Genomic DNA, 25,217 nt, shown 5'->3' with positions numbered 1-25,217 from the left:
CGGGGGCATGCAAGCCGCCATGCCCCGGGCCATGAGCTCCGTCAGGACCGAACCGGAGGAACCGTCGTCGCGCAAGCTGTACCGCAGCGCCGACGGGCGGCTGCTCGGCGGCGTCGCACGCGGTCTGGCCGGGCATCTCGGGCTGCCCGTCGCCTGGGTGCGGTTCGTCTTCGTCGGCCTGTTCTTCGCCGACGGACTCGGCGCGCTGCTCTACGCCGTGTTCTGGATCGTCGTCCCGCTCGGCGTCGGCGGAGTGGAAGCACCGCGCCCGCTCTTCGAGACCGGTCCGGACGGCAGACGCAGGCTCCGTAAACCCGACAGGGGACAGGTCTTCGCCCTCATCGCGCTGCTCATCGGCGCGATGATCTTCGTCAGGGACGTCGACATGGGCAGCGGGGCCGACCGCTACATCTGGCCCGCGCTGCTGATCGGCGCCGGTTCCGTACTGGTGTGGCGGCAGGCCGACAACGCCCGCCGCGCCCGCTGGATGGAGACCGGAAACCGCCGTCGGGTCCTGCACCTGGCCCGGGGGCTCGCCGGCGTCGCCCTGGTCGGCCTCGGCCTGGCCGTCTTCATGGTGGTACGCGGCTCCGCCGCCCAGCTCGGCAATGTCCTGACCGCCGCGATCGCCGTCCTCACCGGCATAGCGCTGCTGGCCGGCCCGTACCTCGTGCGCATGACCCAGGACCTCTCCGAGGAACGCACCATGCGCATCAGGGCCCAGGAACGCGCCGAGGTCGCCGCCCACGTCCACGACTCGGTGCTGCACACCCTCACCCTGATCCAGCGCAACGCGGAGGACGCGGGCGAGGTCCGCCGGCTGGCCCGCGCCCAGGAACGCGAACTGCGCAACTGGCTCTACAACCCCGAGGGCACGGGCAAGGACGAGGACGACGAGCCCGAGACCCTCGCCGAGGCGGTCAAACGTGCCGCCGCCGAGGTCGAGGACAAGTACGGCGTCCCGCTGGAGGTCGTGGTCGTCGGGGACTGCCCGCTGGACGAGAAGCTGGGCGCACAGATGCAGGCCGCGCGCGAGGCGATGGTCAACGCCGCCAAGTACGGGGGCGAGGGCGGTGCCGTGCAGGTCTACGCGGAGGTCGAGGGCCGTACGGTCTTCGTGTCGGTCCGCGACCGGGGACCGGGATTCGACCCGGAGTCCGTACCGGGGGACAGAATGGGCGTACGAGAGTCGATCATCGGCCGGATGCAGCGCAACGGTGGCACGGCGCGACTGCGTCCGGTGCCCGGCGGGGGCACGGAGGTCGAGCTGGAGATGGAGAGGGCGAGCGATGACGGAGACCACTGAGACGGCCGGGGGCCAGGGGCCGGCCCGCCGGGTAAGGGTCGTGCTCGTCGACGACCACCGGATGTTCCGCACCGGCGTCCAGGCCGAGATCGGCCGCACCGAGGAGACGGGCGTCGAGGTGGTCGGCGAGGCCGACGACGTCGATCAGGCGGTCACGGTCATCACGGCGACCCGCCCCGAGGTCGTCCTCCTCGACGTGCATCTGCCGGGCGGCGGCGGCGTCGAGGTGCTGCGCCGCTGTGCGCCGCTGATGGGGGCCGTCGAGAACCCGGTGCGCTTCCTGGCGCTGTCCGTCTCCGACGCTGCCGAGGACGTCATCGGCGTCATCCGCGGCGGCGCCCGCGGCTACGTCACCAAGACGATCACCGGCACCGACCTGATCGACTCGGTCTTCCGGGTCCAGGAGGGCGACGCGGTGTTCTCACCCCGGCTGGCCGGTTTCGTCCTCGACGCGTTCGCCTCCACGGACGCGCCGCCGGTCGACGAGGACCTGGACCGGCTGACCCAGCGCGAACGCGAGGTGCTGCGGCTGATCGCCCGCGGCTACGCGTACAAGGAGATCGCCAGGCAGCTGTTCATCTCGGTGAAGACGGTCGAGTCGCACGTCTCGGCGGTGCTGCGCAAGCTCCAGCTGTCGAACCGTCACGAGCTGACCCGCTGGGCGACCGCCCGGCGGCTGGTCTGAACCGGCTGCCCCGGAACGCCGGTCTTCCGGAACATCCGGCCGGACCGTGCTTGGGGCCGGCACCCTCTGCCCCGGGGCGCCCGGACGCCCGGGACGCCCGGCCGTCTTGGACTGTCCGGACGGACCGGTGCGCCCGATCGGACCGGGCCGGTCCGGCGCCCGTGGTGGCTCAGCCGTCCGCGCCGCCATCGACGAGCGGGGCATCCGACCCGGCGGGTGTGATGACCGGTCCCTCGTCCGTGACGTCCGGTTCGGCGAGCGAGACGTTCAGCTTCTCGCCGACCCTGCGGTAGCCAATGCCCGCGTAGATCCGCTCCACGTCTGCGTCGGCGGGCTCCAGCCATACCGCCCGGCAACCGCGTTCGAAGGCCGTCGCCGTCAGGTGCGCGGCGAGCGTGGCGCCGATGCCGCGGCCGCGGAACGGGGCGGCGACCGCGACCCCGGCCAGTTCGCTGAGGCCGTCGACCGGGACCGAGCAGCCGCCCGCGCCCACCGGTACCCCGTCGAGCGCGGCGAGCGCGGCGGCCCCGCCGCCTCCGGCCGCCGCGCGCAGCCAGGCCGCCTCGCCCCCCTCGGGCTCCCCGGTCCCGCCGTATCCGCGGTGCTGGACCAGAGCGGCGGCGTCGAACTCCGCGTCGGTGACCGGCTCCGCGATCACGAGGGCGTCCACCGGTTTCGGCGGCAGCAGCCCGCCGGGGGCGCAGGCCAGGACCGGGGCACGGTTCTCGACGGTGAAACCGGCGGCGAGCAGGGCCGGTTCGACCGCCGGGGCCCAGCCGGGCAGGAACTCCAGCCGGGGCAGCCGCCCGCGCTCGCGGAACGCCGTGACCAGGGCGGCGACATCCGCCGCCGTCGGCTCGGCGTCCCGGTCGGGGATCGCGTAGTTGGCGTACTTGATCGACCAGTCCGGGTCGTACCGCACGGTGAAGGGCCCGACCCGCAGATGACCGGGGGAGCGCAACGCGAGCGTACGGGCATGGGTCTGGACGTCTATGTCGGTGGTCATGTGCGGGTGTCCTTCGGCGGTTGGTCCGGTGACGGCCCGGTACGTACAGTCCGGTATGGGCGGCCCGGTACGTACGGCCCGGTGGCGGGCCGGGCCGACGGCGGGCCGTCCCCGGGGAGCGTGATCGGATTCGGGAGCCTACGCCACCCGGGTCGCCCCGGCGAAGGGCATCTGGTCGATGGGGGCGATCCGGATCGGGGCGCCCGGGCGCGGGGCGTGGATCATGCGGCCGTTGCCGATGTACAGCCCGACGTGGCTGATGCCCGAGTAGAAGAACACCAGGTCGCCCGGGGCCAGTTCGGAGCGCGACACCCGTTGCCCGGCGTTGATCTGGGTGTACGTGGTGCGGGGCAGCGAGACACCGGCGGCGCGCCAGGCGGCCTGGGTGAGCCCGGAGCAGTCGTACGAGGACGGGCCGGTCGCGCCCCAGACGTACGGCTTGCCGAGAGCCCCGTACGCGAACGTCACAGCCTCGGCGGCGCGGGCGTTCGGCGCCAGGGCGGGGCCGCGTGTCAGGTCGCGGTCGGCGCGGGCGCCGCCGGAACCCGTACCGTCCACGTAGGCGGCGCGTTCGGCCGGGGACAGGGTGGCGAGGAGCCGTCGCGCCTCGGCCAGCTTGCCGCGGATCGTCGCCCTGTGCTTCCTCAGCTCGGCCCGGCGTGCCTCCAGGGCCGCCAGCTTCTTCCCGGCCTCCGAGCGCAGCTGGGCGATCCGGGCGATCTGCCGCTCCACCGCGTCGACCTCGACGGCCCTGCGGTCGCCGAGCCGGTCCACGTACGAGGCGCGTTCCAGGTACTGGTCGGGGTCGGACGAGAGCGCCAGTTGTACGGACGGGTTCAGCGCCCCGTTGCGGTACTGCGCGGCGGCGAGTGAGCCCAGGGCGTTGCGTGCGGCGTTGAGGCGGTCGGTGCGGCGGGCGGCCTCGTCGCGCAGGGCGTCGACGTCCTTGGCGGCGGCGGTCACCCGCTCCTTCGCGCCGTTGTACTTCTCGGTGGCGACCTCCGCGTCGCGGTAGATCCGGTCCACCTCGGCCTCGACCTGGGCGGGTGTCCGCCGGGGGTCGGCGTGCGCCGAGCCCGGCAGGGCGGCAGCGGTGGCGGCCCCGGCGAAGGCGAGAGCGGCCGCGGTGCGGGCAGCGGTGCCCGTGTAGGGGCGCTGCTTGGGTTTCCGATGCGCTGCCACGGGGGCGTGCGTCCTTCCTGGCGACTGCCCGTCGGGGACTACCGGCGGGCCCGCCCGAAGTCGGGCGACGGGGCACCGGCAAGGGAGCGGTCCGCCGCCGGAGCTCTCGGCGGGGTGACCGGCGCCTTGTCCGGATGCGGAGCGGGGGGATGGCCGGTCACCTGGTCAGGGACGCTAATCCCAGGGCACGGGAAAGAGTCGTAATGACGCTTATTGCCCGAATTTGGCGCGCCGCCGTCGTCAATCGATCAGGGGAAGCGCATCAGAGTCGGGCAATTGATGCAGACGCGAGTGAGGCTTCAGGAACGTGGACCTGCCTGCCGAGTGGTGATATGGGCACGGCTAGGCTTCGGCCATGGACGTACTCATACATGTCTTGGTCGCCCTGCACATCGTCGGTATCGCCTCGCTGCTGGGCGGTTTCCTGACCCAGATGAAGGCCATGGGTGCGGGCACGGCCCGGTTCGTCCCGGCGATGCTGCACGGCGCGCTCACGATGCTGGTCACCGGTGTCGCCCTGGTCGGCCTCCACCAGGCCCAGGGCCACGAGGTGAACAACATCAAGATCGGCGTGAAGCTGCTGATCCTGATCGTCATCCTCGCGCTCGTCTACATCAAGCGCGACGAGGAGAAGGTCGACAAGGGGGCCTTCGCGGCGGTGGGCGGGCTGACGCTCGCCAACATCTTCATCGCCACGCTCTGGGTCTGATCCCCGGTTTCCGCCGCGTTCTTCCGCGGTTCTTCCGCCGGTTCTTCCGCCGGTTCTTCTGTCGAGTGAGCCCTTGCGAGGCCGTCCCGCAGGGGCTCACCGCCGTTCCGGGGCCGCACGCGTACGCCGGGCGTAACCTCTGTGCCGGGCGCACGCGTACGCCGGGCGTGCCCCTCCGCCGGTGACTCCGGGTGCCCGCGTCGACCGGGTGTCCCAGGTGGTGCGGGGGAGGCCGACGCCCGCGGCCTCCACGCCGCCTGGGTGAGCCAGGAGCAGTCGTACGAGGACGGCTCCGCGCGGCCGTGTTTCCCTGATGAGACGCCGTCCCTGATGCGGCGCCGTCCCTGCGTGGCGCCGTCCCTGCGTGAGGAGGCGTCGGGCGCGTGGTCCGGTCCCGGTTCGTCATGCGGTCAGTCGCGTGTCGGCGCGGCGGCCTAGACTCGACAAGCGATGAGCAGCCTCTTTGACGACAGTTTCCTGGCCGGCCTCCAGCACGCGGAGGAAGGGCCCCCGCCGCCCCCCGAGGAGCCGGCGCCCGAAGACGTGCCGGAGGACCTCTTCGCGGGCGCGTTCGACGCGCCTGCGCCACCCAGGGACGCGTACTACCGCGACGGCGCGCCCCGCCCCGTCATCGACCCCGCGGCGCTCCTCGACGGGCTGAACGAGCAGCAGCGCGCCGCCGTGGTCCACGCGGGCTCGCCCCTGCTCATCGTCGCCGGGGCAGGCTCCGGGAAGACCCGCGTACTGACCCACCGGATCGCCCACCTGCTGGCCACGCGCGGGGTCCACCCCGGCCAGATCCTGGCGATCACCTTCACCAACAAGGCCGCGGGCGAGATGAAGGAGCGCGTCGAGCAGCTCGTCGGCCCCCGCGCCAACGCCATGTGGGTCATGACGTTCCACAGCGCGTGCGTGCGCATCCTGCGCCGCGAGTCGAAGAAGCTGGGATTCACCTCGTCGTTCTCGATCTACGACGCCGCCGACTCCAAGCGGCTGATGGCCCTGGTCTGCCGCGACCTGGACCTCGACCCGAAGCGCTTCCCGCCGAAGTCGTTCACGGCCAAGGTCTCCAGCCTGAAGAACGAGCTGATCGACGAGGAGACCTTCGCCGGTCAGGCCGCGGACGGCTTCGAGAAGACCCTGGCCCAGGCGTACACGATGTACCAGGCGCGGCTGCGCGAGGCCAACGCGCTGGACTTCGACGACATCATCATGACGACGGTGCATCTGCTCCAGGCATTCCCCGACGTCGCCGAGCACTACCGCCGCCGCTTCCGGCACGTCCTCGTCGACGAGTACCAGGACACCAACCACGCCCAGTACACCCTCGTGCGCGAACTGGTCGGCCCGGCGGGCGGGGGCGACGTCCCCGCCGAGCTGTGCGTCGTCGGTGACGCGGACCAGTCGATCTACGCCTTCCGGGGCGCGACCATCCGCAACATCCTCCAGTTCGAGGAGGACTACTCGAACGCGACCACGATCCTGCTGGAACAGAACTACCGTTCCACGCAGACCATCCTGTCCGCCGCCAACGCGGTCATCGAGCGCAACGAGAGCCGCCGCCCCAAGAACCTCTGGACGAACGCGGGCACGGGAGCCAGGATCACCGGCTACGTCGCCGACACCGAGCACGACGAGGCGCAGTTCGTCGCCGAGGAGATCGACCGGCTGACCGACGCGGGCGATGCCAAGGCGGGCGACGTCGCGGTCTTCTACCGCACGAACGCGCAGTCCCGTGTCTTCGAGGAGATCTTCATCCGCGTCGGCCTGCCCTACAAGGTCGTCGGCGGGGTGCGTTTCTACGAGCGCAAGGAGGTCCGGGACGTCCTGGCCTACCTCCGTGTCCTCGCCAACCCCGAGGACACGGTCCCGCTGCGCCGCATCCTCAACGTGCCCAAGCGCGGCATCGGCGAGCGTGCCGAGGCGATGATCGACGCCCTCTCCCTGCGCGAGAAGATCACCTTCCCGCAGGCGCTGCGCCGGGTCGACGAGGCGTACGGCATGGCGGCCCGGTCGGCCAATGCCGTCAAGCGGTTCAACACGCTGATGGAAGAGCTGCGCACGATCGTCGAGTCCGGTGCGGGCCCGGCGGTGGTCCTGGAGGCCGTTTTGGAGCGTACGGGCTATCTTGCCGAGCTCCAGGCGTCCACCGACCCGCAGGACGAGACCCGCATCGAGAACCTTCAGGAACTCGCCGCCGTCGCCCTCGAGTTCGAGCAGGAGCGGGGCGAGGCGGGCGGGGAGGGCGCGGGCACCCTCGCGGAGTTCCTGGAACGGGTCGCGCTCGTCGCCGACTCCGACCAGATCCCCGACGAGGACGAGGAGGGCTCCGGCGTCATCACGCTGATGACGCTGCACACCGCGAAGGGCCTCGAATTCCCGGTGGTCTTCCTCACCGGCATGGAGGACGGCGTCTTTCCGCACATGCGGGCGCTCGGCCAGACCAAGGAGCTGGAGGAGGAGCGGCGCCTCGCGTACGTCGGCATCACCCGGGCCCGTGAGCGGCTCTACCTGACCCGGGCGGCAATGCGCAGCGCGTGGGGGCAGCCCTCGTACAACCCGCCGTCGCGGTTCCTGGAGGAGATCCCGGACCAGCACCTGTCGTGGAAGCGCACCGGGCCGATGGCCGCCCCGGCCGGCCCGACGTCCGGCATCGCCTCGTCGCTCTCCTCCTCGCTGTCCTCGTCGCGTACACGCTCCGGACCCTCGGGCTTCGCGACCCGGCGGACCTCGGACAAGCCGACGATCACGCTGGCCGTCGGGGACCGGGTCACGCACGACCAGTTCGGGCTCGGCACGGTGACGGCGGTCGAGGGCGTCGGCGACCAGGCGAAGGCCACGGTCGACTTCGGCGACGACCGCCCGAAGAAGCTGCTGCTGCGGTACGCCCCGGTCGAGAAGCTGTAGCCGGTCGGCCCGGCCGCCCGTCGGGGCGCGGCCCGCTCCGCGTGCGGGTAGCGGGCCCGGTGGCCGGGCGGCTCAGGGCTCAGGCGAGGGCGGCGCTCAGCCGACGTTGACGCCGTGGCTGCGGAACCACGGCAACGGGTCCGTCGGCGTGCCGCCACCGGGCCGTACCTCGAAGTGCAGGTGCGGGCCGGTCGAGTTGCCGGAGTCCCCGGAGTACGCGATGACGTCACCGGCCTTGACCGGGCCCGAGCGGATCTTGGTGGCGCTGAGGTGGCAGTACCAGGTCTCGGTGCCGTCGGCCATGGTGACGATGGCCATGTTCCCGTAGGCGCTGTTCCACTGCGTGCGCACGGTGCCGTCGGTCGCGGCCATCACCGGCGTGCCGGTGAAGACGGGGAAGTCGATGCCCGTGTGCACGGACATCCAGTTGACACCCCCCTGGCCGAAGTACGCGCTGAGGCCGTGCTGCGCGACCGGCATGACGAACTTGGGGCGCAGCGCCTCCTTGCGGGCGGCTTCCTCCAGGCGCTTCTTCTTCTCGGCGGCCTGCCGTTCCCGCAGGTCGATGCGTTCCTGGGTGCGGCTGGCGCGGTCGGCGAAGTTCTCGGCGTCGGCGCTGAGGTTGGCGAGCTGGGTGTCCAGCTTGCTGTTGGCGACGGCCGGCTTGACGGAGCCGGGGGCGGCGGCCGCCAACGTGGTGGTGTCGTCCTTCTTGCCCTCGCCGCCCAGACCGCTGACCGAGGCCGCGGCGATACCGGCCACGCTCATGACGCAGGCCGAGGGCACGGCGACGGTGAGGAGCGCGGAACGCTTCACGGGGGAACGCCGCCGGCTCCGACCGCCGCGTGCGTCGGGGCGGCCGGGGGAACGGTGGTGGTCGAGCACGATGCCGACCGTGTCAGCGGTCGCGACAGCGTCAGCGGCGTCGTCGTGGCCGTCACCACCGCTCTCCGCGCCGGTGGTCGCCTCGGCCGTACCGGCCGTGATGTCGAACACGGCGGTGTCGGCCACGGCGTCGTGGGCCGTGTCCGCGTGGGCCGTGTCCTGGTGGGCCGTGGCGGACTCGTCGGCCTGTTCGCGTTCCGCTCCCGTCGCCACCTCGTGCAGCACCTGGGTGGAGTGCGCGGCGAGCCCTTCGTGCTCCGGGTCGGGCGCGGCGCCGGTGTTCCAGGCGGTGGCGTCGTACGCGCCGGTGTCGTACGCACCCGTGCTGTACGCGGCCGCTCCGGTCGTCGCCCACTGGCCGGTCTCGCACCAGCCGCCGGTGTCCCACTGGCCCGTGGCGTCCGGGGAAGCGGCCTGTGACGGAACGTCGGCGAAGGAGGTGGTGGTCATCGTCGTGGTCGCGGCCGTGCCGTATGCGTCGGCGGACATCCACGTGGCTGTCGTGTCGTACGTCTGACCCGCGGAGTAGATCTGCTGCGACTGCGTGTCGTACGAGGTGTAGGCGTCGTACGAGGCGGTCGGGTGCGCACCCGTGTCCCACTGCGTGGAGTCGTAGTGGCCGCTGTATCCGGTCTGCCCGGTGTGCCCGCCCTGTCCGGTGTCGTAGCCGCCCTCGGCGTACGTGCCGTCGTGACCGCCGGGCAGGGAGCCGAAGAGCGGATCGACGGCGTAGCTGCCGGTGGCTTGGCTGTCGTATCCGGCATACCCGGCGTGGGGGTGCTGGTCGTTCACCAACTTCTCTCTCGCCTCGGCAGCAGGACCTGTGTTCCGGGGGCCGGCGGGCGGATCCCGGAGGAAGCAGTGGCCGCGACTGTACCCGGCGGTATGCGGCGCGGACAATCTTCGGCGGGTGTGGACGACTCAGGAAACGGACGATCGGCCGTCATTCGACGGGCCGTCCACAGACCCTTGGCTCTATGTTCGAAACCTGTTTTATTTGTGACGGGTGCGGGCGCCGGGGCGGTCGCGGGGTGCGCGCTCGGCATGGGGGTGGTCGTGGGGCGCGGCTCGCTCCGGTTTCTCGGGCCGTTCGGCTGTCGGCCGCCGGCCTGTTGGGGGCGGGCCTATCGGGGGCGGAGGTGTCGGGGCGGCGGAGCCCGGCCCGGGTCAGGCGAGCGGAGCCGTTCCGTCGGACCCGGTGGCTTCGGTGGCGTCCGTCGCGCCCGCCGTCCCCCGTGTCCCCTTCACCGTTCCCCCCGCCGTCCCTTCCGTCGTTTCCCCTGTCGTCCCTCCGCCGTTCCCCCTGTCGTCCCCTCCGCCGTTTCCTCGGCCGCTCCGGTCGTCGGGCTGCCGGACTCCAGCGCCTGCCTGACCGCCGCGGCGACGGTGGGGTGCGCGGGGAGGGCGAGATGGCCGATCCCGGTGACGCGTACGTTCAGCGCGTCGAGATCGGGGTGGTCGATACGGGCCGCCTCCGCCGGGACGATCACTCGGTCGAGGTCGCTCCAGAAGCTCACGAAACGGGTGCGACAGCCGGGTGCGGGCCCGCGTAGTTCCTCGATCGGCGCGGAGCCCGTACGCATCTGGCGCATGAGGGGGTGGCCGATTGCCGGCGGGACGACAGTGGTCCCGCCGTGCGGAGTGCCGAGGGTGACCAGGGTACGGACCCGTTGGTCACCTCCCAGGCGTTGCACGTAGTAGCGGGCGATCAGACCGCCGAGGCCGTGCCCGACGATGTCGACCTCGCGGTGTCCGGTGCGGGCGCAGATCTCCTCGACGTGCCGGCCGAGCAGTTCGGCGGCGGTACGGATGTCGCAGGTCAGCGGCGAGTAGTTGAGCGACTCCAGGTGGCGCCGACCATGCCGGGCGAGGGAACGGCGCAGGGGGACGAAGACCGAACGGTGGCCGATGAAGCCATGCAGGAGGACGACGGGAGGCCGGTCACCACTCCTGTCGTCGCTTCCGCCCCCGTCCCCGCCTCCGTCTTCGGCGAGGAAGGCAAGGGCTTTCATGGCCGACCTCCTGCTGCGGCGAGCGGGGGAAGCGGCTGCGGCCCCGCGGGCCCTCGTGGGGAGTCGTGGAGAGCGGTGCCCGGGACCGGGTTCGATGAGGCCGTACCACCGTGCCGCGCGGCTGACGGCGCGGTGGTACGACGACCTCGTAGCGGCTCCCCCGGCGGCGTTCCCGCGACGGCGGGCCTACCGCATCGCGGGGGAACGACACCCGGTGAACATGTCCCACGTGTGATTTCCCCCTCCCCGCCCACCGCGAAACGACGGGTTGCGGGATGCTGTCGATAACGTTCGTTCACATCCCCGGCCCTTCAGGCACGGGAGACGCATGTGGAGGCAGTGATGGGTGTGACCGGTCCGATCCGTGTGGTGGTGGCCAAGCCGGGCCTGGACGGCCATGATCGTGGAGCCAAGGTGATCGCGAGGGCGCTGCGCGACGCCGGTATGGAGGTCATCTACACCGGGCTCCACCAGACGCCCGAACAGATCGTGGACACCGCGATCCAGGAAGACGCCGACGCGATCGGCCTCTCGATCCTCTCCGGCGCCCACAACACGCTCTTCGCCAAGGTGATCGAGCTGTTGAAGGAACGCGAGGCGGAGGACATCAAGGTCTTCGGCGGCGGCATCATCCCGGAGGCGGACATCGCGCCCCTGAAGGAACAGGGCGTCGCGGAGATCTTCACCCCGGGCGCCACGACGGCGTCGATCGTCGACTGGGTCAACGCCAACGTCCGGCATCCCGCGGAGGCATGACCGCGCCCGCGCCACGGGGCGGCGGGCCGGCCGGCCACACGGCCCGCCCGCCCGGAACGGCATCGCACCGAGCGCATGCAGAGGCGCGGTGCGGGTGTGCGGCCACGGGTCCGCACGGTGGGGGCGGCACCGGCGGTGTGGCTACGGGTCCGCGGTAGGGGCGGTACGGGCGTGGCCACGGGCCCGTCGGAGTATGCGGGGCGGCCGGGGTGCTCGGGACCGAACCGAACCTGCCGATCACCGGCCGACCGGGGGCGGAGCCGGTCGATCACCAGTCGGCCACCGGCCGACCGGCTGGGGCGGACGTCGTGACCGGACCGGCCGGTCAGGAGCTCCGGGCGGGCCGTTGTTCAGTCCGACAGCTGCTCCGACCCCAGCATCAGCTCCGACCCCAGCATCAGCTCCGACCCCAGCATCAGCTCCGGCCCCAGCATCAGCTCCGACTCCATCGTCAACTCCGACTCCATCGCCGCGCGCAGCCGAAGCGTGGAGACCAGGCGCTGGAACGCCTCCGACCAGTAGCCGTTGGCGCCCGGGGAGGCGTTCTCCGGTTCGTCCTGGGGCGTGGTGAGGATTTCCAGGCGGTCCGCCTCGGCCGGGTTCAGACAGCGTTCGGCGAGCCCCATCACGCCGCTGAAGCTCCACGGATAGCTGCCCGCGTCCCGCGCGATGTCGAGGGCGTCGACGACCGAGCGGCCGAGCGGTCCGGCCCAGGGCGTCGGGCAGACCCCGAGCAACTGGAACGCCTCCGACAGTCCGTGCGCGGCGATGAAGTCGGCGACCCACGCGCTGCGTTCGGCCGGCGGAAGTATGGCGAGGAGCTTGGACCGCTCGGCGAGCGACGCCGTGCCGGGGCCGTTCGACGGAGGGACGGAAGGAGCGCCGAGCAGCGCGCGGGCCCACTCCGGATCCCGCTGACGCACCGCTGCCCGGCACCACGCCGTATGCAGCTCCTCGGCCCAGCCGTCGGCCACTGGCAGGGCGACGATCTCCCACGCGGTGCGCCCGCCGAACCGCACCGGCCAGGCGGACAGCGGGGCCGCCTCCACCAACTGCCGCAACCACCAGGACCGTTCGCCCCGACCGGACGGCGGCACCACCACCACACCGTCGCGCTCCATCGCGGCGTCGCATTCGTGCGGGGCCTCCACTGCGATGCGGGCGTCGTCGCCCGTGACGTCCGGGCTCACGAAGGACAGTGCGCGGGCCGCCATCCGACCGGCGAACGCCGACTCCGGCAGCGCGGAGAGCAGTTCGGCGGCGGTCGAGCGGACGTTCCGGCTGCGATCGGTGAGCGCCCGCTCCAGGAAGGGTTCGTCCACCGGGGACAGTCCGGTGCGCAGGGAGTCGAGGAACATCAGCCGGTCCTCGGCCCGTTCGGTGGCCCATGTGCCGGAGAGCAGCGCGAGCGCCTCGGCCGGATCGTGTGCCCGTACGGCCCCGAGCAGCGCGACCCGCTCGGCGAACAGTCCCTCCTCCCACAGCCGGGCGATCGCTTCCCGGTCCGTGACGTCGGGCAGCGCCGAGCCGCCGGAGGAGCCGCGCAGCGCGAACCTCCACTCGGGGTTCAGCCCGGCCAGCCACAGCCCGCGCGGTCCGGCGAAGGCGAGTGCCTGCGGCCGGAGATCGGTACGGGACCTGGCCGCGTCCAGCAGTTGAGGGAGCAGGGCGGCAGGAGCGCGGAAGCCGCGCCGGTTGGCGATGGCCAGCCATTGGGGGATCAGTTCCGTGAGATCGGGCGCCGTACCGCGCCGGCCACCCGAACCGCCCGATGCCGACCGGTCCGCGAGCAACTGGGCCAGTCTGCGCCGCGCTGCCGGGGGCAGCGGCGGCCGCGGATCGGCCGGGGACGGGGCGGGCCGGGCGGCCGCGGTGGCGGGCAGCAGCCCCGCTCGGCGCCGTACGGTGAGGACCGCCGCCGCGTCCAGCAGCTCGGCCGGTCCGCCACCCTGCTCCACGGGTCGCCGGTCGGTGCCGAGCAGCGCCGACGTGACGAGTTCCTCCCAAGGCTCTGGCCTGGTGGTACGAGGCATTGGTCCCCCCTCGGACAGTGAATCGGATGACATCGGCTGACTTCGGATGCCATCGGAGGTCAGATGAGCGGCACGATCTCGGGAACCATGCGAACGTCGTCGACGCCAGCGCACCCGGTAAGGACGCCATCAGCACCGCCACTCCCGACGCCCATGTCGGGGATGCCGCCCCTGTCGACACGGCTCTTCTGGACACCGCTGTTCTCGACATGGGCGTTCTCGGCGCGGACGTTCTGGGTGCGGACGTTCTCGGCACCTTCGCTTCCGACGCCGTGGCGTTCCGCGCCGTGGTGCTCCGTCCCCTCGCGTTGCGTGCCGCGCCATTCGGTGTCGTCGGTGTCGTCGGGGTCGTCGGTGTCGGCTCGGGCAGACCTGGGCGCGCCCAGGTTCATTCCCGTACGTCTACTCGCCGTTTTGCCCGTGTCCGATGGTCCGCCCGTGTCCGATGGTCCGCCAACACTCGCTGTACGGTCCGTACTCGCCGTACGGTCCGGGCCCGCCGTCCCGCCCCGGTGCTGGTCCACGGGCGTGGCCCAGGCCGCCAGTGGGTCGAAGCCGCGGTGTCCGCACTCACCGAAGACGGTGATCGGGCCGCCGCCGGAGAGCGCGACCAGCCTCCACAGCCCGGGCCGGGACCGCGCCGACGGAGCGACGGGCAGGGCGCCGCCGCCCGTTGCGTCGACCAACTGCCAGCCGTCCGGCCCGGACGGCACCGGTATCACCTCGCGCAGGGTCGTCGGCCAGGAGTCCAGCCACGGATCGTCCCGCAGGGCGCCGCCGTAGGCACTGATCGCTTCCGCCGTCGTACCGCCTGTGGGCGGTGTCCCGGCCGGTGACGGGTGACCGAACCGCTGCCCCAGTTCGGCCCGCAGCTGACCGGCGCCGGGATACCGCGTGATCTCGGCGTCGATCGTGGCGCCCACCGGCAGCGCGAGCTCGGGCGAACGCCCGGCCGCCCCGAAGGAGAGCACCAGCGCCGTGCGCCCCGACTCCCTGCCGTACAGCCAGATGCGACGCGTGACGAGCCTGCCGTCGGGGGTGTCGTACTGGGCGAGGACCAGCCAGCGGTCCCGGACCGGCGGGCCCGAGGCGGGGGCCGTCAGCCCCACGCGCGTACGGACCGTGGCCGCCAGCGGCTCCGGCAGCCGGTCGATCCCCAGCCATGCTCGGTCCAGCAGATGCAGCAGCGCGCACTCCTCCAGCAGCCGCACCGGCCAGCCCGGCCCCGAAGCCGGTATGGCGCCCAACTCCCTGACTCGTGCGGCCAGTCCGGGCGCCTGGGCGTCGACCATGCGCGCCGCCGTCTCCTCCCACAGCCCGTATCCCGACTGGTCGGCCGCGGCCAGGCCGCCCCGCAGCAGGTCCGCCAACCGCCGCTCCAGCTCCTGGGCGCCGCCGGTGATCCGCTCCGCCCGGCGCTCGGCCCGCCGCCGCGCGGCCTCCGGATCGGCCGGACCCGCGCCCGGGGCGCGGCCCGCCGCGGCCCCGGCTGCCCTCCCCTTCTTCTCCGCCGTTCGTTCGCGACGCCCCGTCAGCCACTCGCCGGCCCAGTCGGGCACCTCGCCCGTGGACAGGGCCGACTCACCGGCGGCCCAGACCAGCAGCAGGCCCAGCGCGTGCTTGCACGGGAACTTCCGGCTGGGACAACTGCACCTGTACGCCGGCCCCCTGGTGTCGACCACCGTCCGATACGGCTTGCTCCCGTTTCCCGCGCACAGCCCCCACACCGCACCCGAACCGTCGCACCCGCCCCCCGACCACGATCCGGCCGAGCCAAGCTTGCTCCCCGCCTTGCGTGACGGCTCGTCGGCAGCCAGCGCCAGGACCTGCTCCACCGTCCAGCGCACCGCCGGGGCGGCCGTGCGCGAGAGTTCTCCCCCGTGAGATAGCAGCATGGGAACGACGGTAGAGTGCCCCACTGACAGTCGTTCTGACCTGCTGATTCGGCATCGCGTACACCACTTGACCCAATCGCTTCCTTGCGCTTTGCTGCGGTTTTCGCACACTCGACAGATCCATGAACTGATTCATTGGCAGAGACACAGACTTGGGAGAGTTGAGGGATGAGTCTCACCACCCGTAACAGCCTTGGCGCCCGAAGCGTTCGGACCGCTTTCTGCGCGGCCGCCGTGTTCGGGCTCGCCCTCGGTCTCGGCGCCTGCTCCGGGGCCGTCGAGCAGGCGGACAAGACGGTCGACAAGGCCGTCGACGAGGCCGTGGACAAGGCCGTCGACGAGAAGTACGAGGTCACCTACGAGGTCACCGGGACCGGTGTCGACGAGATCCAGTTCCACGCGGGCGGGGGCAAGGCGATGGACCCGAAGATCGAGTCGGTCAAGTCGCCCCAGCTGCCGTGGCGGAAGACCGTCACGCTGCGCGGGATCATGCCGCCCGCGGTCATGCCGATCGCGCTGGAGGAGGACGGGGCCAAGATCACCTGCTCGATCACGTACAAGGGCAAGGTGATCAAGAAGGCCGAGGGCGAGGGACTCCTCACGGCGGGCGGCTGCGTCGCGGTCTCGCCGGTGGCCGGCTGATCGTCCTGCCCGCGGCCTCCATCCGCTGAGGGCCGCCCCATGCTCGCGACGGATGAATGGGCCGTGACGGAGGAATCGGTCGCGGCAGACGGGTCCGCCACGGCACGCGAGTCGCCACGGCACGCGAGTCGCCACGGCACGCGAGTCGCCCACGACGCCCGAATCGGCCTCCGACCTGCGGCGGGGCCCATTGTCAGTGCCATGGTGCACGGTGGGAACCACAACAGGTCGACCGATCTGGAGGGGGACCCATGACCGTGTCCGAAACCGTCGCCGCCGCCACCGCCGCCGTAGGGGCGCAGGCGCTGCGACCGCACGCGGAGGACGCCTTCGCCCATGAGCTGAAGGCCCTCGCCGCGGCCGACGACCGCCCGAGGCCCGCTCGTTGGAGGTTGTCCCCCTGGGCGGTCGCCACCTATCTGCTGGGCGGCACCCTGTCCGACGGCACGGTGATCACCCCCAAGTACGTCGGCCCGCGCCGCCTCGTCGAGGTCGCCGTGACCACGCTCGCCACCGACCGGGCCCTGCTGCTCCTCGGCGTCCCCGGTACCGCGAAGACATGGGTCTGCGAACATCTCGCGGCAGCCGTCAGCGGCGACTCGACGCTGCTCGTCCAAGGCACGGCGGGCACCCCCGAGGAAGCCGTCCGCTACGGCTGGAACTACGCGCGACTGCTCGCGCACGGCCCCAGCAGGGACGCGCTGGTGCCGAGCCCGCTGATGCGCGCCATGGCCGACGGCATGACGGCGCGCGTCGAGGAACTCACCCGCATCCCCGCCGACGTGCAGGACTCGCTGATCACGATCCTGTCGGAGAAGACCCTCCCCATCCCCGAACTGGGACAGGAGATCCAGGCGGTCAGCGGCTTCAACGTCATCGCCACGGCCAACGACCGCGACCGAGGGGTCAACGAACTGTCCAGCGCCCTGCGCCGCCGGTTCAACACGGTCGTCCTGCCGTTGCCCGCCACTGCGGACGCGGAGGTCGACATCGTGTCCCGGCGGGTCGATCAGATCGGGCGTTCGCTCGACCTGCCGCCCGGGACCGACGCACTGGCCGAGATCCGACGCGTCGTCACCGTCTTCCGCGAGCTGCGCGACGGAATGACCACCGACGGCCGCACCAAACTCAAGTCCCCGACGGGGACACTGTCGACGGCCGAGGCGATCTCCGTCGTCACCAACGGGCTGGCGCTGGCCGCCCACTTCGGCGACGGGGTGCTGCGCCCCGGTGACGTGGCGGCGGGCATCCTCGGCGCCGTCGTCCGCGATCCGGCGGCCGACCGTGTGGTCTGGCAGGAGTACCTGGAGACGGTGGTACGGGAACGAGACGGGTGGAAGGACTTCTACCGCGCCTGCCGCGAGGTGTCCGCATGACCCGGACCCCGGGCCCTGGCGGGCCCCTCCTGCTGGGGGTGCGCCATCACGGGCCGGGCTCGGCACGTGCCGTCCGCGCGGCCCTGGAGGCAGTACGTCCCCGGGCCGTCCTGATCGAGGGCCCGCCCGAAGGGGACGCGCTGCTCCCGCTGGCCGCCGACGAACGAATGCGACCGCCGGTCGCGTTGCTCGCCCACGCCGTCGACGACCCGGGGCAGGCGGCGTTCTGGCCGATGGCCGCGTTCTCTCCCGAATGGGTCGCGATCCGCTGGGCCCTGGCGCACGGCGTGCCGGTCCGCTTCATCGACCTTCCCGCGGCGAACTCCCTGGCCATCGCACGGGCGGCTGAGCAGCGAGCTGCTGAGGAGGAAGAGTACGAGGACGACCGGGACACCGACCGGGAAGCGGCCCACGACGGGAGCAGGGCCACCCCCGAGAGCGGCCACGGCGACGGGAGCGGGCCGACGGCAGGCCAGGGGAACGGGAGCGGGCCGACGGCAGGCCCCGGCAACGGGAACGCGCCGACGGCAGGCCAGGGGAACGGGAACGGGCCGACGGCCGAGGACGGCAACAGGGACGGGAACGCCGGGGGAGCGGCCGAGGGAGCGAACGAGGGCGGAGACCCGGACCGGGGCGGGGTGGGAGGGCCGGGTGCCGACGGCTCGGCGGGGCGAGTCCCCGTCGACCCCGTCCGTGTGCTGGCGGAGACGGCAGGTTACGACGACCCGGAGCGTTGGTGGGAGGACGTCGTCGAGCACCGCACCCAGGACGGCGACGCCGACCCGATGGCGCCCTTCGCCGCGCTCGCCGAGGCGATGACGGCGCTCCGCGAGGTGCACGGGGACGGCGACCATCCCCGTGACACCGTTCGCGAGGCGTACATGCGCGTGGAACTGCGAAAGGCCCGAAAGGAGTTCGGCGACGACATCGCGGTCGTCTGCGGCGCCTGGCACGTTCCCGCGCTCGCGACGAGGACCACGCTCGCCGCCGACAGGTCCGTGCTCAAGGGACTGCCCAAGGTCAGGACCGAGCTGACATGGGTGCCCTGGTCGCATCGCAGGCTCGCCCGGAACAGTGGATACGGGGCAGGTATCGACTCGCCCGGCTGGTACGGACACCTCTTCGCCGCCGCCGATCGCCCGATCGAACGGTGGATGACCAAGGTCGCCGGACTCCTGCGCGAGGAGGATCGGTTCGTGTCGTCCGCCCATGTCATCGAGGCCGTCCGGCTCGCCGAGTCCCTCGCAGCCATGCGCGGCCGTCCGCTCGCCGGACTGAGCGAGACGACGGACGCGGTCCGGGCCGTGATGTGCGACGGCTCCGATGTCCCCCTGGCGCTCGTACGGGACCGGCTGATCGTCGGCGAAACCCTGGGAGAGGTGCCCGAGACCGCCCCCGCCGTACCGCTGCAACGCGACCTCACCCGCCGACAGCGCGCGCTCCGGCTCAAACCGGAAGCAACCGTACGGGAGTTGGAACTCGACCTGCGCAAGGACACCGACGCGGCACGCAGCCGGCTGCTGCACCGGCTGCGGATCCTCGCCGTCGACTGGGGCGAGCCCGCGACCGGCCGGGCAAGCACCGGCACGTTCCGCGAGAGCTGGCGGCTGTGCTGGGAACCCGAGCTGTACGTACAGGTCGCCGAGGCCGGGACATGGGGCACCACCGTGCTCTGCGCCGCGACCGCCAAGGCGGAGTTCCAGGCCGCTTCCGCAGCCTCCCTCGCCGACATCACGGCCCTCGCCGAGCAGTGCCTGCTCGCGGAACTGCCGGACGCCCTGCCCGTGGTGATGCGGGCCCTCGCCGACCGCGCCGCGCTCGACGCCGACGTAGGACGGCTCGCCGACGCCCTGCCCGCACTGGCCCGCATCCTGCGCTACGGCGATGTGCGGTCCACGGACACGGGGGCGCTCGGCGAGGTCGCCGTCGGACTGGCGGAGCGCGTCTGCGTCGGCCTGCCACCGGCGTGCACCGGACTCGATGCCGACGGCGCCGCCGGGATGCGCCGCCGGATGGACGGCATCCATACCGCGATCGGGCTGCTCGGCGGGGCCGTTCCCGCGCATTTGGAAGGTGACGGGCTGCGTGGGCGCTGGGCCGCCGTACTGCACAAGCTCGCCACCCGGGACACCGTCGCGGGCGTCGTCAGGGGCCGTGCGGCCCGCCTGCTGCTCGACGAGGGGCGGATCGCGGAGGACGACGCGGCACGACTGATGGGTCTGGTCCTCTCACCCGGCACGCCACCCGCCGACGCGGCAGCCTGGATCGAGGGCTTCATCGGTGGCGCGGGCGGCGGAATGCTCCTCGTCCACGACGCGCGGCTGCTCGGTCTGGTCGACGTCTGGCTCACCGGCGTTCCCGCCGACACCTTCGCCGACGTACTGCCCCTGCTGCGTCGAACCTTCTCGGTCTACGAGGCCGGGGTTCGGCGCACGCTGGGCGAACTCGTACGGCGTGGTCCGGCCGCGGGCGGGGCGGCGGCCGGTGCCACCGGTGCGGGCACCAGGGTGATGGTTCCCGGCTTCGGGCCCGGACTCGACGCGGCGCGGGCCGACGCGGTGGGGCCGGTTCTGCGCCTCCTTCTCGGCACGATCGCCGACGCACCCGCCGAGGCCGAAGCCGACGCCCGTACGGGGACCGGAACGACCACTGAAGAATCCGCCGAAGCCGAGCCCGAAGCGGTTACCCGTAGCCGCCCGGTCACCGGCACTGGCGCCGGCATCGGCACCGGCGTGGCCGCGGACCTCGGTCCGCGGCAGGGCGGAGACGCCCCGGACGGCAGGACCCGAACCGTCGAGGAACCGCTGGGGGCAACGGGATGACCACCAACACGGCCGGCACCACGACCCATCCGGCCCACGGCCCCCGGCCCGGCCCGGCGGCCGACGAGCGACTGCGCCGTTGGCGGCTGGTCCTGGGCGGGGACGGCGAGGAGAGCACCGGGCGCGGCCTCACCGGCCGCGACGCCGCGATGGACGGCGCGCTGACCGCGTTGTACGGCCGCGGGGCCGGAGGCGGAAACGGGAACAGCCGCTCGGCAGGACTCGGGGCCTCCGCTCCGTCCGTGGCCCGCTGGCTCGGCGACATCCGCACGTACTTCCCCAGCTCCGTCGTCCAGATCATGCAGCGGGACGCCATCGACCGGCTCGGCCTCTCCGCGCTGCTCCTCGAACCGGAGATGCTGGAGGCCGTCGAGGCGGACGTCCACCTCGTCGGAACGCTCCTCTCGCTCAACAAGGCCATGCCCGAGACGACGAAAGAGACCGCGCGGGCCGTCGTGCGCAAGGTCGTCGACGACCTGGAGAAACGGCTCGCGACCCGCACCCGGGCCACCCTCGCCGGGGCGCTGGACCGCTCGACGCGGAGCGACCGCCCCCGGCACCACGACATCGACTGGGACCGCACGATCCGGGCCAACCTCAAGAACTACCTGCCCGAATACGGCACCGTCGTCCCCGAACGACTCATCGGATACGGGCGGGCCGCACGGTCCGTGAAGAAGGACGTCGTCCTCTGCGTCGACCAGTCGGGGTCGATGGCGGCCTCCGTCGTCCACGCCTCCGTCTTCGGCGCGGTCCTCGCCTCCATGCGCACGCTGCGCACCAGGCTCGTCGTCTTCGACACGGCGGTCGTCGACCTCACGGACCAGTTGGACGACCCCGTGGACGTGTTGTTCGGCACGCGGTTGGGCGGCGGCACGGACATCAACCGCGCGCTCGCGTACTGCCAGTCCAGGATCACCCGCCCCGCCGACACCGTCGTCGTGCTCATCAGCGACCTCTACGAGGGCGGCATACGCGACGAGATGCTGAAGCGGGTCGCCGCGATGAAGGCGTCCGGGGTGCAGTTCGTGACCCTGCTGGCGTTGTCCGACGAGGGCGCGCCCGCCTACGACCACGATCACGCGGCGGCTCTCGCGGCCTTGGGAACACCGGCGTTCGCCTGCACGCCGGATCTCTTCCCCGAGGTGATGGCCGCGGCGATCGAGAAGAGGCCGATACCCGTACCGGACACGGAGGCCCCCCGCCGCCCCGGCCCGACCGCGTGAGCGGCCCTGCCGCCCCGACGACGTGAGCGGACCCGCCGCCCCGGAGGCGTGCGCCGACCACGTGCGGCCACCACGCGCCTGGCCGCGCACGCCCGACGTGCATCCCGACCGTGTGCGTCGGCCTCGCACACGGCCCCCCATGACACCGCCCGGCGCGCCCGCGGATTTCGCGCCGGGCGCCCGGTCCGGCCCCGTGCGCACCCGGACACCGCCCTGGGCGTCCGGACCCGGCCCGGTGCGCATCCGGATCCTGCGCCCGGCTTCCCGGATCCCGCGCCTGGCTTCCCGGATCCTGCGCCTCGCGTCCCGCGCCCTGGGCCGAAGCCCCGCACACCCGCGCTCGCTGTCCGACGCCCTCAGGGTCCAACGCGCTCGCTGTCCGACGCAGCCGGGGGCAGACGGGGCAGACACCTCGGGGCGTCCACCCCAGGGCGCCAGGGCGCCAGGGCGGACACCCCGGGGCGGACGCCCCCGGCGTCCTGCGAGCGAGGGTCCCGTACCCGGGATCTCCGGAGGGCGCCGTGGGCTCGTTCCGGGAGCCCTGCCACGCCGCGCACCGTCCCGTCCACCGCGCCTCGGTCATCCGCCTGATCTGTGACCGTAATCACCGCTCAGGTGTGATCTGCGATTTAGGGTCACGCGGAGCGCGGGGATAACCTGCGAGATGGACATGCCGCGTGCACGGGTCACCCTGTGCGCCTCCCTCGTGACAGAGCAGTCGCATTTGCCCCTCGCGGCACGCCCACGCAGAAATCGAACCGCGAGACCACTGATTAAGGGACGGACGCGCGTGGACCTGTTCGAGTACCAGGCGAGGGACCTCTTCGCCAAGCACGGTGTACCGGTGCTGGCCGGTGAAGTCATCGACACGCCTGAGGCAGCCCGCGAGGCGACCGAGCGGCTGGGCGGCAAGTCGGTCGTCAAGGCGCAGGTGAAGGTCGGCGGCCGCGGCAAGGCCGGCGGCGTCAAGCTGGCCTCCACCCCCGACGAGGCGGTCGCCCGCGCGAGCGACATCCTCGGCATGGACATCAAGGGCCACACGGTCCACAAGGTGATGATCGCCGAGACCGCGCCGGAGATCGTCGAGGAGTACTACGTCTCGTACCTCCTCGACCGCACCAACCGCACTTTCCTGGCCATGGCCTCGGTGCAGGGCGGCATGGACATCGAGGAGGTCGCGGAGAAGACCCCCGAGGCCCTCGCCAAGGTCCCGGTCGACTCCAACGCCGGCGTCACCATCGAGAAGGCCCGTGAGATCGTCGCCCAGGCGAAGTTCCCGGCCGAGGTCGCCGAGAAGGTTGCCGAGGTCCTGGTGACGCTGTGGAAGACCTTCGTCGCCGAGGACGCGCTCCTCGTCGAGGTCAACCCGCTCGCCAAGGTCGCCTCCGGCGACATCCTGGCGCTGGACGGCAAGGTCTCCCTCGACGACAACGCCGACTTCCGCCAGCCCGAGCACGAGGCGCTGGAGGACAAGGCCGCGGCCAACCCGCTGGAGGCCGCCGCCAAGGCCAAGAACCTCAACTACGTCAAGCTCGACGGCGAGGTCGGCATCATCGGCAACGGCGCCGGTCTGGTCATGTCGACCCTGGACGTCGTCGCGTACGCCGGTGAGAACCACGGCAACGTGAAGCCCGCCAACTTCCTCGACATCGGTGGCGGTGCCTCCGCCGAGGTCATGGCGAACGGCCTGGAGATCATCCTCGGCGACCCGGACGTCAAGTCCGTCTTCGTCAACGTCTTCGGTGGCATCACCGCCTGCGACGAGGTCGCCAACGGCATCGTACAGGCGCTGGCGCTGCTCAAGAGCAAGGGCGAAGAGGTCACCAAGCCGCTGGTCGTGCGCCTTGACGGCAACAACGCGGAGCTGGGTCGCAAGATCCTTTCCGACGCCAACCACCCGCTGGTTCAGCGCGTGGACACCATGGACGGCGCGGCCGACAAGGCCGCCGAGCTCGCCGCGGCTGCGAAGTAAAGGACGAGGGACTCCCACACCATGGCAATCTTCCTCACCAAGGACAGCAAGGTCATCGTCCAGGGGATGACCGGCGCCACCGGCATGAAGCACACCAAGCTCATGCTCGGTGACGGCACCAACATCGTCGGCGGCGTGAACCCCCGCAAGGCCGGCACGTCCGTCGACTTCGACGGCACCGAGGTTCCCGTCTTCGGCTCCGTCGCCGAGGCGATGGAGAAGACCGGCGCGAACGTGTCCGTCCTCTTCGTGCCGCCGGCCTTCGCCAAGGCCGCCGTCGTCGAGGCGATCGACGCCGAGATCCCCCTCGCCGTCGTCATCACCGAGGGCATCGCCGTCCACGACTCCGCCGCCTTCTGGGCGTACGCGAGCTCGAAGGGCAACAAGACCCGGATCATCGGCCCTAACTGCCCCGGTCTGATCACCCCCGGCCAGTCCAACGCCGGCATCATCCCGGGCGACATCACCAAGCCCGGCCGCATCGGTCTCGTGTCCAAGTCCGGCACGCTGACCTACCAGATGATGTACGAGCTGCGTGACATCGGCTTCTCGTCCGCCGTCGGCATCGGTGGCGACCCGGTCATCGGTACGACGCACATCGACGCCCTCGCGGCGTTCGAGGCCGACCCCGAGACCGACCTGATCGTGATGATCGGCGAGATCGGCGGCGACGCCGAGGAGCGTGCGGCCGAGTTCATCAAGGCCAACGTCACCAAGCCGGTCGTCGGTTACGTCGCGGGCTTCACCGCCCCTGAGGGCAAGACCATGGGCCACGCCGGCGCCATCGTCTCCGGTTCCTCCGGCACCGCGCAGGCGAAGAAGGAGGCCCTCGAGGCCGCCGGCGTCAAGGTCGGCAAGACGCCGACCGAGACCGCCAAGCTGGCGCGCGAGATCCTCGGCGCCTGACCGTTCCGTCATCGGAGCGGCACGCCTCGGTGAGCCACCGCACAGACGGCGCGGGCCCGTACCCCTGATCGGGGTGCGGGCCCGCGCCGCTTTCGTGCCACCGCCGGACCGCCCGTATGCCCGGCTCCGTATGCCCGGCTCCGTATGCTGGCTCCGTACGTCCCATGTCCGCCCCGTCGCCTGGCCCATGTCCGGCCCCGTCGCCTGGCCCATGTCCGGCCCCGTCGCTTGGCCATGTCCGGCCCCGTGCGTCCGGCTTCGTGAACGAGGCCACGCCGTGACAGGAGGTGGCCGGTCCTGACAGGCGGCAAGCACGGTGACAGATGGCCGGGCCCGTGGCAGCAGATCGGCCCTGTGACGGGACAGGAAGCCTTGCGACAGACAGGGAGCGGGGTCAGCCGGCTCGGGGGATCAGCCGCGCGGGCCCCCGCACGAGTTCGCCGTACAGTCGCGCGCGCAGCCGCAGTTCCTGCGCGGTCAGCGGCTGCGGAGCGAACCGCGGCGGTGCCTCCTCGCCCCGGTTGGCCGGGGACTTCGGGGGCTCGTACCGGTCCGGTGCCGTGACCGGGGTGAACAGGGCCAGACCGATCAGCAGCGCCACGAAGGAGAAGACCGCCCCGGTCCACTGCCGCGCCCTGCGCTCGCTGCCGGTACGGATCGCGTCGGGCGGGGGGAGCCCGGCGGACACCTCGGCCCGCCCCTGTGCGAGCATGCCGATCCGTTCACGCAGAAGGGCCGACCACTCGGCAGGGGACGGCGGTTCCACCAGTTCGGGCAGCCGCTCGGCGACCGCGGCACGCGCGTTCATCTGATTCCTCCGTGGATACTCCGCCCTTCAGGGCGGAGAGGAAACGGACTCCTGTGGAGCAGGGCAAGGGCTGCGATTCGCCGCCAGGG

At 72.1% G+C, this 25,217-nt stretch carries 17 protein-coding genes and 1 pseudogene; 11 read left to right on the top strand and 7 right to left on the bottom strand.

Annotation, left to right across the window (positions count from 1 at the left end; all coding sequences use genetic code 11):
- Positions 1-7: 7 nt before the first annotated feature.
- Positions 8-1,306, top strand: coding sequence for a PspC domain-containing protein (locus ACGF2V_RS28260; RefSeq protein ID WP_362625186.1), 1,299 nt, complete (start codon positions 8-10; stop codon positions 1,304-1,306).
- On the top strand, positions 1,290-1,991 hold the full coding sequence (locus ACGF2V_RS28255) for a response regulator transcription factor (protein ID WP_362709981.1): 702 nt from the start codon (positions 1,290-1,292) through the stop codon (positions 1,989-1,991). The genes ACGF2V_RS28260 and ACGF2V_RS28255 overlap by 17 nt, the downstream gene beginning before the upstream one ends.
- A 169-nt stretch (positions 1,992-2,160) precedes the next feature.
- Here the strand turns inward: ACGF2V_RS28255 and ACGF2V_RS28250 are convergent, their stop codons facing one another.
- Together ACGF2V_RS28250 and ACGF2V_RS28245 are read right to left on the bottom strand one after the other, a co-directional pair.
- Positions 2,161-2,997: a GNAT family N-acetyltransferase gene (locus ACGF2V_RS28250; RefSeq protein ID WP_362709983.1), complete on the bottom strand. Its 837-nt coding sequence runs from the start codon at positions 2,995-2,997 to the stop codon at positions 2,161-2,163.
- Positions 2,998-3,135: 138 nt separating this feature from the next.
- Positions 3,136-4,179, bottom strand: a complete 1,044-nt coding sequence (locus tag ACGF2V_RS28245; RefSeq protein ID WP_362625181.1) for an NlpC/P60 family protein — start codon at positions 4,177-4,179, stop codon at positions 3,136-3,138.
- Between the two features lie 355 nt (positions 4,180-4,534).
- On the opposite strand from ACGF2V_RS28245, the gene ACGF2V_RS28240 reads away from it, so the two are divergent.
- Positions 4,535-4,888: a hypothetical protein gene (locus tag ACGF2V_RS28240; protein ID WP_362625179.1), complete on the top strand. Its 354-nt coding sequence runs from the start codon at positions 4,535-4,537 to the stop codon at positions 4,886-4,888.
- A gap of 450 nt (positions 4,889-5,338) precedes the next feature.
- Positions 5,339-7,795, top strand: a complete 2,457-nt coding sequence (gene pcrA, locus ACGF2V_RS28235) for a DNA helicase PcrA (RefSeq protein WP_362625177.1) — start codon at positions 5,339-5,341, stop codon at positions 7,793-7,795.
- A 96-nt stretch (positions 7,796-7,891) separates the two neighbouring features.
- Here pcrA and ACGF2V_RS28230 read toward each other — a convergent pair whose 3' ends face one another.
- Together ACGF2V_RS28230 and ACGF2V_RS28225 are read right to left on the bottom strand one after the other, a co-directional pair.
- Positions 7,892-9,472 carry a M23 family metallopeptidase gene (locus ACGF2V_RS28230; RefSeq protein ID WP_362625175.1) on the bottom strand — a complete coding sequence of 527 codons (1,581 nt, stop codon included), beginning with the start codon at positions 9,470-9,472 and terminating at the stop codon, positions 7,892-7,894.
- A 452-nt stretch (positions 9,473-9,924) separates the two neighbouring features.
- On the bottom strand, positions 9,925-10,788 hold the full coding sequence (locus tag ACGF2V_RS28225; RefSeq protein WP_389044608.1) for an esterase/lipase family protein: 864 nt from the start codon (positions 10,786-10,788) through the stop codon (positions 9,925-9,927).
- 246 nt (positions 10,789-11,034) lie between these two features.
- Between ACGF2V_RS28225 and ACGF2V_RS28220 the strand changes: the two genes are divergently transcribed.
- Entirely contained in the window at positions 11,035-11,448 is a 414-nt protein-coding gene (locus ACGF2V_RS28220; protein WP_362625171.1) for a cobalamin B12-binding domain-containing protein, read from the top strand.
- Positions 11,449-11,798: 350 nt separating this feature from the next.
- Here the strand turns inward: ACGF2V_RS28220 and ACGF2V_RS28215 are convergent, their stop codons facing one another.
- Complete coding sequence (locus ACGF2V_RS28215) at positions 11,799-13,514, bottom strand: DUF5691 domain-containing protein (RefSeq protein WP_392913532.1); 1,716 nt, start codon at positions 13,512-13,514, stop codon at positions 11,799-11,801.
- 455 nt (positions 13,515-13,969) lie between these two features.
- Positions 13,970-15,376, bottom strand: a pseudogene (locus ACGF2V_RS28210) (SWIM zinc finger family protein); the annotation flags it as partial.
- 168 nt (positions 15,377-15,544) lie between these two features.
- Between ACGF2V_RS28210 and ACGF2V_RS28205 the strand changes: the two are divergent.
- The 6 genes from ACGF2V_RS28205 to sucD all read left to right on the top strand — a co-directional run bounded on the left by ACGF2V_RS28205 (position 15,545) and on the right by sucD (position 24,320).
- Complete coding sequence (locus ACGF2V_RS28205) at positions 15,545-16,018, top strand: MmpS family transport accessory protein (protein WP_362625168.1); 474 nt, start codon at positions 15,545-15,547, stop codon at positions 16,016-16,018.
- A gap of 251 nt (positions 16,019-16,269) precedes the next feature.
- On the top strand, positions 16,270-17,394 hold the full coding sequence (locus ACGF2V_RS28200; RefSeq protein WP_362709988.1) for an AAA family ATPase: 1,125 nt from the start codon (positions 16,270-16,272) through the stop codon (positions 17,392-17,394).
- Positions 17,391-20,216 (top strand): DUF5682 family protein, encoded by a 2,826-nt coding sequence (locus ACGF2V_RS28195; RefSeq protein WP_362709990.1) that lies wholly within the window; start codon positions 17,391-17,393, stop codon positions 20,214-20,216. The genes ACGF2V_RS28200 and ACGF2V_RS28195 overlap by 4 nt, the downstream gene beginning before the upstream one ends.
- Positions 20,213-21,442: a VWA domain-containing protein gene (locus ACGF2V_RS28190; RefSeq protein WP_362625162.1), complete on the top strand. Its 1,230-nt coding sequence runs from the start codon at positions 20,213-20,215 to the stop codon at positions 21,440-21,442. The genes ACGF2V_RS28195 and ACGF2V_RS28190 overlap by 4 nt, the downstream gene beginning before the upstream one ends.
- A gap of 790 nt (positions 21,443-22,232) precedes the next feature.
- A complete protein-coding gene (gene sucC / locus ACGF2V_RS28185; RefSeq protein ID WP_362625160.1) occupies positions 22,233-23,414 on the top strand; it encodes an ADP-forming succinate--CoA ligase subunit beta in 1,182 nt (393 codons plus the stop codon).
- A gap of 21 nt (positions 23,415-23,435) precedes the next feature.
- On the top strand, positions 23,436-24,320 hold the full coding sequence (gene sucD, locus ACGF2V_RS28180) for a succinate--CoA ligase subunit alpha (RefSeq protein WP_362709992.1): 885 nt from the start codon (positions 23,436-23,438) through the stop codon (positions 24,318-24,320).
- A 394-nt stretch (positions 24,321-24,714) separates the two neighbouring features.
- Here the strand turns inward: sucD and ACGF2V_RS28175 are convergent, their stop codons facing one another.
- Entirely contained in the window at positions 24,715-25,128 is a 414-nt protein-coding gene (locus ACGF2V_RS28175) for a hypothetical protein (RefSeq protein ID WP_362709994.1), read from the bottom strand.
- Between the last annotated feature and the right edge of the window lie 89 nt (positions 25,129-25,217).

This window comes from Streptomyces sp. NPDC047982 (assembly GCF_043204165.1).
Classification (GTDB): Bacteria; Actinomycetota; Actinomycetes; order Streptomycetales; family Streptomycetaceae; genus Streptomyces.
Note: the sequence above shows the minus strand (reverse complement) of the source record. Positions and strands in the feature narration are given on the sequence as shown.